The 11,917-nt window shown below is 67.3% G+C and carries 7 protein-coding genes and 1 tRNA gene; 5 read left to right on the forward strand and 3 right to left on the reverse strand.

All coding sequences use genetic code 11. The annotated features are described in order from the left end of the window. Positions 1-10: 10 nt before the first annotated feature. Together fumC and BLU54_RS19725 are read right to left on the reverse strand one after the other, a co-directional pair. Entirely contained in the window at positions 11-1,405 is a 1,395-nt protein-coding gene (gene fumC / locus BLU54_RS19720; protein WP_091912247.1) for a class II fumarate hydratase, read from the reverse strand. Between the two features lie 127 nt (positions 1,406-1,532). Beyond that, a complete protein-coding gene (locus BLU54_RS19725) occupies positions 1,533-3,245 on the reverse strand; it encodes a phospholipase D family protein (protein WP_235838053.1) in 1,713 nt (570 codons plus the stop codon). Positions 3,246-3,417: 172 nt separating this feature from the next. On the opposite strand from BLU54_RS19725, the gene BLU54_RS19730 reads away from it, so the two are divergent. After that, positions 3,418-3,493: transfer RNA gene (locus tag BLU54_RS19730), tRNA-Arg, on the forward strand. 478 nt (positions 3,494-3,971) lie between these two features. On the opposite strand, the gene BLU54_RS19735 is transcribed toward BLU54_RS19730, so the two are convergent. Further along, positions 3,972-4,151, reverse strand: a complete 180-nt coding sequence (locus BLU54_RS19735; protein ID WP_091912248.1) for a rubredoxin — start codon at positions 4,149-4,151, stop codon at positions 3,972-3,974. 197 nt (positions 4,152-4,348) lie between these two features. Between BLU54_RS19735 and BLU54_RS19740 the strand changes: the two genes are divergently transcribed. From BLU54_RS19740 to BLU54_RS19755, 4 genes are all read left to right on the forward strand, one after another. Next, complete coding sequence (locus BLU54_RS19740; RefSeq protein ID WP_091912251.1) at positions 4,349-6,346, forward strand: ATP-binding cassette domain-containing protein; 1,998 nt, start codon at positions 4,349-4,351, stop codon at positions 6,344-6,346. Between the two features lie 297 nt (positions 6,347-6,643). Beyond that, the gene (locus BLU54_RS19745) at positions 6,644-8,629 is read left to right on the forward strand and encodes a DNA topoisomerase IV subunit B (RefSeq protein WP_091912457.1); all 1,986 of its coding nucleotides are present in this window, start codon (positions 6,644-6,646) and stop codon (positions 8,627-8,629) included. Positions 8,630-8,709: 80 nt separating this feature from the next. After that, the gene (parC, locus tag BLU54_RS19750) at positions 8,710-11,022 is read left to right on the forward strand and encodes a DNA topoisomerase IV subunit A (protein WP_091912253.1); all 2,313 of its coding nucleotides are present in this window, start codon (positions 8,710-8,712) and stop codon (positions 11,020-11,022) included. Between the two features lie 125 nt (positions 11,023-11,147). Further along, the gene (locus BLU54_RS19755) at positions 11,148-11,600 is read left to right on the forward strand and encodes a CopD family protein (RefSeq protein ID WP_091912255.1); all 453 of its coding nucleotides are present in this window, start codon (positions 11,148-11,150) and stop codon (positions 11,598-11,600) included. Positions 11,601-11,917: the final 317 nt, after the last annotated feature.

The raw sequence follows: 11,917 nt of genomic DNA on the forward strand, positions 1-11,917 counted from the left end.
TCGGGCCCGATCAGTCGCGGCGGCCCACCATCTGCTCCGGCCGGACCCACTCGTCGAACTGCGCGTCGGTGACGTGGCCGCTGGCGATCGCCGCCGCCTTCAGCGTCGTGCCTTCCTTGTGCGCCTTCTTCGCGATCTGCGCGGCCTTGTCGTAGCCGATGTGCGGGTTCAGCGCGGTCACCAGCATCAGCGATTCGTTGAGCAGCGCGTCGATGCGATCGCGATTCGGTTCGATGCCTACCGCGCAATGGTCGTTGAAGCTGAGTGCGCCGTCGGCGAGCAGACGGATCGACTGCAGCACGTTGTGGGCGATCATCGGACGGAACACGTTCAGTTCGAAGTTGCCGCTGGCGCCGCCCATGTTCACCGCGACGTCATTGCCGAAGACCTGGGCGCAGAGCATGGTGACTGCTTCCGACTGCGTCGGGTTGACCTTGCCCGGCATGATCGAGCTGCCCGGCTCGTTTTCGGGAATCGACAACTCGCCGAGCCCGCAGCGCGGGCCGCTGGCCAGCCAGCGCACGTCGTTGGCGATCTTCATCAGGCTGGCCGCGATTGTCTTCAGCGCGCCGTGCGCGAACACCAGCGCGTCGGCGGCCGCCATCACTTCGAACTTGTTCGGCGCGGTGACGAACGGCAGTTCGGTCAGCTTGCCGATCTCGGTCGCCACGCGCGCCGCGAATTCGGGATGCGCGTTCAGGCCGGTGCCGACGGCCGTCCCGCCCAGCGCCAGTTCATAAAGGTGGGGCAGCGTTGCGTCGAGGTGGCGCAGGCCCTGGTCGAGTTGCGCGACGTACCCGGAGAATTCCTGGCCGAGCGTCAGCGGCGTGGCGTCCTGCAGGTGCGTGCGGCCGATCTTGACGATGTCGGCGAAAGCCGCCGACTTCTTCGCCAGGGTCTCGCGTAGCGTGCGCAACGACGGGATCAGATGCTTGACGATGCCCTCGGCGGCGGCCACGTGCATCGCAGTCGGGAACACGTCGTTCGACGACTGGCCGCGGTTCACGTCGTCGTTCGGATGGATCGAGCGTTCCTCGCCGCGCGCACCGCCGCCCAGTTCGCTGGCGCGGTTGGCGATCACCTCGTTGAGGTTCATGTTGGTCTGCGTGCCGGAGCCGGTCTGCCAGACGGCCAGCGGAAATTCGCCCGCGTGCTTGCCGGCGATCACTTCGTCCGCGGCTTGCACGATCAGCGCGGCCTTGTCCTGCGCCAGCACGCCGAGCGATGCGTTGACCGTGGCCGCGGCGCGCTTGATCACCGCCAGCGCGCGCACCAGTTCGGGCGACTGCTTTTCCGACGAGATCTTGAAATTCTCCAGCGAACGCTGCGTCTGCGCGCCCCAGAGGCGGTCGGCGGGTACGGCGATCTCGCCGAAGGTATCGCGTTCGAGTCGGACTGATGTCATCGCTAGGCTCTCCTGTTTCCTGCTCATGGAAGGGCGACGGCGGCATCGCACGCGCCGTCGCATCGGGCCACCCACGTTTGGCGTTCGCGCGGCGAGGCGCGACGGCCGGTTTCGCGCGGAAGCCGGCCTACAGCTGGTCGTCGAGCGGCAGAATCGTAAACAGCGCACTCATCGCGTTGCGCTTGAAGCCGGCATCGGGGTCGAAGTTGTAACGGAGGATGTGGCCGTTTTCCTCGGTGATCCAGATCAACGGCGAATCGGGCGCGCCTGTCTTGGCGAGCGCATCCCGATCGGCCTGGTCGGCGAGGACCACATGATAGCTTTCGTCGAGCGAGGCGGTTTCGTCGAACAGTTCGACCACCTGCGCGGCGATGGGCGGGCTCTCGATTTCGAGCGCGACCTCGGTGTTGAGACCGACCGAGCGCGGATCGAAATTCAGCGAGCCGATCACCACGGTACGCCGGTCGATCACATAGGTCTTCGCATGCAGGCTCGCTCGGGATTTCGACCCGGCGATCGCCGTGCGCGGCTTGGAACCCGGGCTGGGCTTGTACTCGTACAGCGACACGCCGTTCTTCAGCAGCGGCACGCGAAACGGATTGTAGCCGGCCTGCACGGCGGGAGCGTCGGTCGCGGCCAGCGAGTTGGTCAGCACGCTCACCTTGACGCCGCGGCGCACCATCTCGCTCATCATGTCGACGCCGTGCTGGTGCGGCACGAAGTAAGCGGAGATCAGCAGGAACTCCTGCTGGGCCTGCTGCATCAGCTCGCCCAGCCGCTTCGCCGGCGGGCTCACGTAGTCGTCGGTCGGCTCCACGATCTTGTCCGGCGTATCGGTCCAGAAGCGCGCCTTCGCCCAGGTCAGCGGCATCTCACCGGTGCGGATCTGGCGCGCCAGCGGCGGCTCCTCGAGATGCGCGCCGCCGGTGATCGCCACCGATTCTTCCCAGTGACGCTTCAGGTCCTCCCGTACCCGCGCCATCTCCTCCCGGTCGACGTGGATCGGCTTCAGCGCGCGCAGCGGGTAGGCCTCGGCGCTGTTCCAGAACAGATCGAAGCTGCGCGAAATCGGCGGCACGATGTCGCCGGCCGCGACAATATCGAGATCCCGGAAGCTGAGCACGTGGCTCGCGTCGAAGTACGAGTCGCCCACGTTGCGGCCGCCCACGATCGCCACCTGGTTGTCGGCGATCATCGCCTTGTTGTGCATCCGTCGCGTCAGCGTGTCGAGGCTGGTGAACAGATTGCTCACCTTGCCGAACGGACCCTGCGCGGCCGTGCCGAACGGATTGAAGATACGAACCTCGATGTTCGGCGACGCGTCGAGCACGGCGATCGTCGAATCGTGGTCCTTGAAGTTCATGTCGTCGAACAGCATGCGCACCCGCACGCCTCGTTCGGCGGCGCGCAGCGCGGCCTCCAGCAACAGCTTGCCGGTTTCGTCCACGTCGGCGATGTAGTACTGCAGGTCGAGCGTGCGTTGCGCGGAACGCGCCAGCGCGATGCGCGCACCCAGTGCGTCGCTGCCCTTGACCAACAGCTTGAAGCCGGATTCGCCGGGATGGGCGGCTTTCAGTGGCGTCAGCGTCGCGTTCAGGGCGCTGGGCGTGCTGGCCGGCAACGCGAATTCGACCGCGCGCGGATAGGCGGTGGCCGGCAGCCGCTGGCTCGCGCAGGCGGCCAGCATGCAGGTGGCCGTGAGCAGAAACAGGCGCTGCAGGTATCGGCCCGCCTGGCTGTCATGCCCGGCCATGCCGCCGAGCGGCTGGCTTGAGGTGCGGCGCGGGGTGCGCATGCCTGCGGCGCCAAGCCGGATCCACCGCTTCCACACTCGCTGCACGCCCAAGTCTCGCTCCTCGTTCCGGGCTCGCGCCGCGCGATTGCGCGGCACGCCTTACTGCGGATCATTCTATGGGATTTCGGGACGCTGCATCGGTCGGGGCCGTGGCAAGGTTTGCTATACTCTGTGCCCGCGACCGACCGACCAATGCGCCGCTCGATGTCGCCACCGCGCCGCCGTAGCTCAGTGGATAGAGCATTTCCCTCCTAAGGAAAGGGTCACAGGTTCGATTCCTGTTGGCGGCGCCATCTTTCCGGAACGATGCGTGCCGACCCCAGGTGGATCAGGCCGCCCGACGGCATGAAGCGCACCGGCCGCCAAGCACGTGAAATCCCTGATGTCGCATTTTTGAGCACCGCCCGGCGCCGGCCTTCTCGCGTCGATTCTTTGCTGATACCGTCATCTCATCCGAGGCGCCCTAGCAGAACCGGTGTGTCGGATCAAGAGCAGGCAACGACAAGGAGAGGGCAATGGCATGGGACTTTCTGGCAGGCGGCATTGCGCTGGTCGGGATCACGCTGATCGCGCAAGCGCATGACCTGCTGCGCGCCGGCCGCAGCAAGCGTACGGGCCGCAGCGGGTGAGCGGGCAGGACCCGACGACGCTGTCCCGCGCAAGCGGCATTACAGGCAAGCAGGATGAAGTCGAATGAAACGGGTGGCCTTGCCGCCCGTTTCCTTTTTCAGGCACGTCAACAGCGCTGCCCGCGCGGCTGGCCGATCGAACTCAAAATTCGACGACCGCGAATTCCGACTTGCCCACGTCGCACAGCGGGCAACGCCAATCGTCCGGAATCGCCTCGAAGCGCGTGCCGGGCGCAATGCCCTCTTCGGGCAGACCTTCTTCCTCGTTGTACACCCAGCCGCAGATCACGCAGATCCAGCTCTTGTATTCGATCGTTTCCATTGCCTGTGCCGCGTTGAATTCACCACGGCGCGCATGTTACCCGCTTCCGGGGCACGGCGGGCCTCGGCTTGGCCGAGGGCCGCGCCCATAGCGCCCATAGCGCCCGTAGCGCCCGTAGCGCGCGCCACGCGCCGCCGCTGCCCGGCCCGCGGGTCGCCAGCCGCTACAATGGCGGCTTTCGCGCAACCGTTCCGACCATGTCGCTGTTTTCCATCACCGGCGCCCAGCTCGCCTTTGGCCATGTCGCGCTGCTGGACCACGCCGATTTTTCGATCGAGGCTGGCGAGCGCGTCGGCCTGATTGGTCGTAACGGCGCCGGCAAGTCCTCGCTGCTGAAGATCGTCGCGGGGCTCACCGCCCCGGACGACGGCTTGATCGCGCGGCAGCAGGGCCTGCGTACCGTGTATGTCGAACAGGAACCGCGCTTCGAGCCTGGCCACAGTGTCTTCGAGGCGGTTGCAAGCGGCCTCGTCGACGAGCAGCGGCTGCTGGCCGAATTCGATCGCGTCTCGGAACGGCTTGGCGACGCCGCCGCCGGGGCCGACGAGCGCGAAGGCCTGATGGCCGAACTCGGGCGCCTGCAGTCGGGCCTGGACGCACGCGACGGCTGGAACTGGCGCAACCGCGTCGAGGTGACGCTGGAACAGCTCGCGCTGGACGGCGCGGGCGACGTGGCGCGCCTGTCCGGCGGCCAGCAGAAGCGCGTCGCGCTGGCGCGCGCGCTGGTCTCCGCGCCCGATGTGCTGCTGCTCGACGAACCCACCAACCACCTCGATTTCGATACGATTCGGTGGCTCGAGACCCTGCTCGCACAGTTGCGGGTGAGCGTGCTGTTCGTGACGCACGACCGGGCGTTCCTGGATCGCGTCGCCACCCGCATCGTCGAACTCGACCGGGGCCGTCTGCTGTCCTACCCGGGCAACTTCTCGGCCTACCAGACGCGCAAGGCGCAGCAGCTCGAAGTGGAGCGCATCGAGAACGAAAAGGCCGACAAGCTGCTCGCGCAGGAGGAAGTGTGGATCCGCAAGGGCGTCGAGGCGCGCCGCACGCGCAGCGTCAGCCGCATCCAGCGTCTGCAGGCGATGCGCGAGGAGCGTGCGCAGCGTCGCCAGGTGCAGGGCAACGTTCGCCTGGAAGCGAGTCAGGCCGAGCGCTCCGGCAAGCTGGTGGCCGAGCTGACCGACGTCATCAAGTCGTTTGGCGGGCGCCGCCTGGTCGACGGCCTGACCGCGACCGTGATGCGCGGCGACAAGATCGGCCTGATCGGACCGAACGGTGCCGGCAAGACGACGTTGATCCGGCTGATCCTCGGCCTGTTGCCGCCCGACGGCGGCACGGTGCGCACCGGCAGCAATCTGCAGGTTGCGTATTTCGACCAGATGCGCGCCCAGCTGGACGACGAAAAGAGCCTCGCCGACACGATCAGTCCCGGTTCGGATTGGGTCGAGGTCAACGGCGCACGCAAGCACGTGATGAGCTATCTGGGCGACTTCCTGTTCTCGCCGGAACGCGCGCGCTCGCCGGTGAAATCGCTGTCGGGTGGCGAGCGCAACCGGCTGTTGCTGGCGCGCCTGTTCGCGCGTCCGGCCAACGTGCTGGTGCTCGACGAGCCGACCAACGACCTCGACATCCCGACGCTCGAATTGCTTGAGGAGTTGCTGGAAGACTTCGGCGGCACCGTGCTGCTGGTCAGCCATGACCGCACCTTCCTCGACAACGTCGTCAGTTCGGTGATCGCGCATGAGGGCGGCGCGAACTGGCGCGAGTACGTCGGCGGCTTCAGCGACTGGCAGGCGCAGTCGGCCAGGGCGGCCGAGTTCGCCGCGGCGCGGGCGGCGGGCGCAGCCGGTGCCTCGCGCGTGACGAGTGCCGGGAGTGCCGGGAGTGCCGGGAGTGCGCCGGCGGCCGGGGCCGGCAAACCGGACGGCAAGCCCGAACCGGCACGCAAGGCGCCGGAACGGCGCGTGAAGCTCTCGTTCAAGGAGCAGCGCGAACTGGAAGCCTTGCCCGAGCAGATCGCGGCGCTCGAGGCCGAGCAGAAGACGCTCGGCGAGCAGATTGCCGCCGGGCGCATCTTCGCGGAGGATCCCGCCGAAGGCGCACGCATCACCACGCGCTTTGGCGAGATCGACGAGGCGCTGCTGGTGGCGCTGGAGCGCTGGGACGATCTCGAAACGCGCAGCAAGGGCGGTTGAACCTCGTTGCGCCGGCGCTGTCCGAACACCGGTCCTTTCGTATGAGAGGCCAGACCCGCACCGTGGACGTGTCCGCGGCCTGCGCCCGGATGCCGGCGAGCGCGCCTGTCGACGGGCGTGACCGCCGCGTGCGCCAACGGATACTGGTCGGATATACAATACGCAGCTGCCGCTGGCCGCCGGGATCGTGCCGATCCGGGGGGCGCACTGGCGCGTGAACCGTCCGCGCAGGCAGCCTCGCCGCAATTCGTTTAGTTTCGGCCCCGCGCATCGATGCCGGCCGAAGTCATGGATCCCATGCCGAAGAACACCGCAAGCAACGCATACAGCGAGTCCTCCATCAAGGTGCTGAAGGGACTGGAACCGGTCAAGCAACGACCGGGCATGTACACCCGCACCGAGAACCCGCTCCACATCATCCAGGAAGTCATCGACAACGCGTCCGACGAAGCGCTGGGCGGCCATGGCCGGCGCATCGTCGTGACGCTGCGCGCCGACGGCGGCGTGAGCGTCGACGACGAAGGCCGGGGCATCCCGTTCGGCCTGCATCCGGAGGAAGGCGTCAGCGTCATCGAGATCGTCTTCACCCGGCTGCACGCCGGCGGCAAGTTCGACAAGGCCTCCGGTGGCGCGTATGCGTTCTCGGGCGGCCTGCACGGCGTTGGCGTGTCGGTCACCAATGCGCTGTCGACGCGGCTCGACGTCACCGTGTGGCGAGACGGCAAGGTCGCGCAGCTGGGCTTCGCCGGCGGTGCGCCGGTCGGCCCGCTGAGCGTGCGCGACGCCACGCGCGGCGAGAAGAAGTCGGGCACGCGTGTCGACGTGTGGCCGGACCCGAGCTACTTCGATGCGCCCGGGCTGCCGCAGGCCGAGCTGCAGCGCATGCTGCGCTCCAAGGCGGTGCTGCTGGCCGGCGTCGAGGTCGAGCTGGTCAACGAGAAGACCGGCGAACGGCAGACGTGGCGCTACGAGGACGGGCTGCGCGGCTATCTGACCGAGGGCCTGGGCGATACCGAGACGCTGATCCCGATTTTCGAGGGCGCGCGCTTTGCCGACCCGGCTCGCGCCGGCGAGGAAAGCTTCGCGGCCGGCGAGGGCGCCGAATGGGTGGTCGCCTGGTCGGAGGACGGCGCACTGGTGCGCGAGTCCTACGTCAACCTGATTCCGACGCCCGCCGGCGGGACGCACGATGCCGGCCTGCGCGATGGCCTGTTCCAGGCGGTCAAGAGTTTCATCGAACTGCACGGCTTGCAGCCGAAGGGCGTCAAGGTGCTGGCCGACGACGTTTTCTCGCGCGTGTCGTTCGTGCTCTCGGCCAAGGTGCTCGACCCGCAGTTCCAGGGGCAGATCAAGGAACGTCTGAACAGCCGCGATGCGGTCAAGCTGGTTTCCTCGTTCACGCGCCCGGCGCTCGAACTGTGGTTGAACCAGCACGTCGACTACGGACGGCGGCTGGCCGAGCTGGTCATCAAGCAGGCGCAGGCGCGCACCCGCGCCGGACAGAAGATCGAGAAACGCAAGAGCTCCGGCGTGGCGGTGCTGCCCGGCAAGCTGACCGATTGCGAATCCGTCGACACGACGCGCAACGAACTGTTCCTGGTCGAAGGCGATTCCGCCGGCGGCTCGGCGAAGATGGGGCGCGACAAGGAATTCCAGGCCATCCTGCCGCTGCGCGGCAAGGTGTTGAACACCTGGGAAACGGAGCGCGACCGCCTGTTCGGCAACAACGAGGTCCACGACATCGCCGTGGCGATTGGCGTCGATCCGCACGGACCGAACGACGAAGTGGATCTGTCGGGTTTGCGCTACGGCAAGATCTGCATCCTTTCCGACGCCGACGTCGACGGCTCGCACATCCAGGTGCTGCTGCTGACGCTGTTCTTCCGCCATTTCCCGCAATTGATCGCGCGCCAGAACGTTTATGTGGCGCGGCCCCCGCTGTTCCGCGTCGATGCGCCCGCGCGTGGCAAGAAGCCGGCGCAGAAGCTGTACGCGCTGGACGAGGGCGAGCTGCAGGCGACCCTCGACAAGCTCCGCAAGGATGGCGTGCGCGACACGCAGTGGAGCATCAGCCGTTTCAAAGGGCTGGGCGAGATGAGTGCCGAGCAGTTGTGGGATACCACGATGAATCCGGACACCCGCCGCCTGATGCCGATCACGCTTGGCGACTTCGGCTTCGAGGAAACGGTCGGCGTAATGACGATGCTGATGGGCAAGGGCGAGGCGGCCGCGCGCCGCGGCTGGCTGGAAGACAAGGGCAACCTCGTCGAAGCCGACATCTGACGGCCACGCGCAGCCACTGCGCCGGCCGGTCAATCCGACAATGGCGCGCCGTGATCTGACGGCGCGCGCTAGCAAGCAACATGGCACAAGAAGATATCGACAACACCGTCAGCGCCGACGGTGAACACCTCAGTCTCGGCAGCTATGCCGAGCGCGCCTATCTCGATTACGCGATCAGCGTGGTCAAGGGCCGCGCGCTGCCCGACGTCAGCGACGGGCAGAAACCGGTGCAGCGCCGGATCCTGTACGCGATGGGCGAAATGGGCCTGCGCGCCGACGCCAAGCCGGTGAAGTCGGCCCGCGTGGTGGGCGACGTGCTCGGTAAGTACCATCCGCACGGCGACCAGTCCGCATACGACGCGCTGGTGCGTCTCGCGCAGGACTTCGCGATGCGCTACCCGCTCATCGACGGGCAGGGCAACTTTGGTTCTCGCGACGGCGACGGCGCCGCGGCGATGCGCTACACCGAGGCGCGCCTGACGCCGATCGCCAGTCTGCTGCTCGACGAAATCGACATGGGTACGGTCGATTTCAACGCGAATTACGACGGCTCGACCGAGGAGCCGCAAAGGCTGCCCGCGCGGCTGCCGTTCGTGCTGCTCAACGGCGCGTCGGGCATCGCCGTGGGCCTCGCCACCGAGATCCCGTCGCACAATCTGCGCGAGGTGGCGGCCGCGACGGTCGCGCTGATCCGCAATCCCCGCGCGACCGTCGCCGATCTGCTCGCGCTGATGCCCGGACCCGATTATCCGGGGGGCGGCCAGCTGATCTCCGGACCCGCGGAGATCGCGGCGGCCTACGAAAGCGGCCGCGCGAGTCTCAAGGTGCGTGCGCGCTGGAAGATCGAGGAGCTCGCGCGTGGCCAGTGGCAGTGGGTGGTCACCGAACTGCCGCCGGGCGTGTCGTGCCAGAAGGTGTTGGAGGAAATCGAGGACCTGACCAATCCGAAGATCAAGCTCGGCAAGAAGGCGCTGACGCAGGAACAGCAACAGCTGAAGCAGTCGGTGCTCAGCCTGCTCGACACCGTGCGGGACGAGTCGGGACGCGAGGCCGCGGTGCGGCTGGTGTTCGAGCCGAAGTCGAGCCGCATCGAACAGGCCGAGTTGATCAACACGCTGCTCGCGCTGACCAGTCTCGAATCGAGCGCGGCGATCAACCTCGTGATGGTCGGCGCCGACGGCCGTCCGCGTCAGAAGAATCTGGTCGAGATCCTGTCGGAGTGGATCGGCTTCCGCCAAACCACGGTGACGCGGCGCACGCGGCATCGGCTCGACAAGGTCAACGACAGGATTCACATCCTGGAAGGGCGCCTGATCGTTTTCCTGAACATCGACCGGGTCATCGCGATCATCCGTGAATCGGACGAACCGAAGGCCGCGCTGATCGAAGCGTTCGGCCTCACTGACCGACAGGCGGAGGACATTCTCGAAATCCGGCTGCGGCAACTGGCCCGGCTCGAGGCGATCAAGCTGGAGAAGGAACTGGGCGAACTCCGCGCCGAGGCCGAGAAACTGGGTGAACTGCTGGCCAGCGAGTCGGCGATGCGACGCCAGATGATCCGTGAGATCGAGGCCGACGCGAAGCGCTTCGGCGACGATCGTCGCACGCTGATCCAGCACGAGAAGCGCGCCAGTGCCGAGGCGCGCGTGCTCGACGAACCGGTGACCGTCGTGGTCTCGACGCGTGGCTGGGCCCGTACGTTGAAGGGGCACGGCATCGAGCCGGCCACCCTGTCGTTCAAGGCAGGCGATGCACTTTATGGCGCGTTTGCCTGCCGCACGACCGACATGCTGGTCGCGCTGGGCAGCAACGGCAGGAGCTATTCGGTACCGGTCAGCAGTCTGCCGGGCGGTCGCGGCGACGGCGTGCCGGTGACGTCGCTGATCGATCTCGCGTCGTCGACCCATCTGCTGCATTACTACGCGGCGGCGGCCGATCAGGTGTTGTTGCTTGCGACCAGCAGCGCGACCGGTTTCCTGGTCAGGCAGGGCGACATGGTCGCCCGCAACCGGGGCGGCCGCGCCTTCGTCACGCTGGAGAAGGGCGCCGAGCCGCTGCAGCCGGTGCCGGTGTTGCCGACGGCCAGCCATGTCGCGTGCCTGGCCAGCGACGGGCGCCTGTTGGCCTTCGATATCGCCGAAATGAAGACGCAGCCCGGCGGTGGCCGCGGCGTCAGCCTGATCGCGCTCGATCCGGGCCAGACGCTGGTGTCGGCCATGCCCATCACGTCGGCGGGACTGATCCTGTCCGGCACCGGGCGCGGCGGCAAGGCGCAGGAGTCGACATTGTCGGGCGCCGCGCTGGCCGAGCATATCGGGCGGCGTGCGCGGCGCGGCAAGGCCGTGGCGACGCGCATGAAGATCGCATCGATGCGGCCGGTCTGGCCGCGCTGAGGCCGGAGCGGCATCGTCGCGGATCGGCGGCCGGCATGAACGGCCGCCGGGCGCGGTCCGCTATCATGCGATGATGTCGTGCGGCCGCACGGTTGTGCCCGCTTCATCATTCAAGGATTGACTCGATGGCTTACGCAGTACCGATCGCCGTATTCCTGCACCTGGTCGGCGTGATCGTCTGGGTCGGCGGCATGACGCTCGCCCATTTCTGCTTGCGGCCGGCACTCGCGGATCTGTCGCCGCAACTGCGCCTGCCGGTCGCGGAAGGCGTGTTTTCGCGTTTCTTCAATCTGGTCGGCACCGCGATCATCCTGATCCTGTTGAGCGGCGGCTACCTGTTCCCGAAATTCGGCGGCGCGCAGGCGCCGTGGCCAGTGCATGCGATGGTGGTGATCGGCATCGTGATGATGCTGATTTACGGCCACATCCGCTTCGCGACGTTCCCGAAGCTACGTCGCGCAGTGCAGGCGCAGAAGTGGCCGGAGGGCGCGATTGCGCTGGGCCGCATTCGGCGCCTGGTGGTTGTCAATCTGGTGCTCGGCTACGTCACGGTCGCGCTCGCCACCCTGGCGCGCTGACGCTCGCACGCCGCTCGCGTCACTTGCGCGGCAAGGCAGCAGGGTGCCGCTGGCATGCGGCCCGGCGCGCATCGCATGGTCTCGGGTCGCGATGCGCATTCGTGTCCCTGCGCTTGCCGGCCGATATGGCGCTTGCCCGGCGGTCGCATACGCGCTCGCGCGCAGCCTCGCTTCGCAACGCCGCTTCACAACGCCGCTTCACAACGCCGCTTCACAACCCCGCTTCACAACCCCGCTTCGCAACCTCGCTTCGCAGTGCCGCTGCGTGAGGCGCGCTCCATCGAGCGCGTTCCATTCGACCTGGTCGATTGCACCGT

It is taken from the genome of Chitinasiproducens palmae, assembly GCF_900095735.1.
GTDB classification, from domain to species: Bacteria; Pseudomonadota; Gammaproteobacteria; order Burkholderiales; family Burkholderiaceae; genus Chitinasiproducens; species Chitinasiproducens palmae.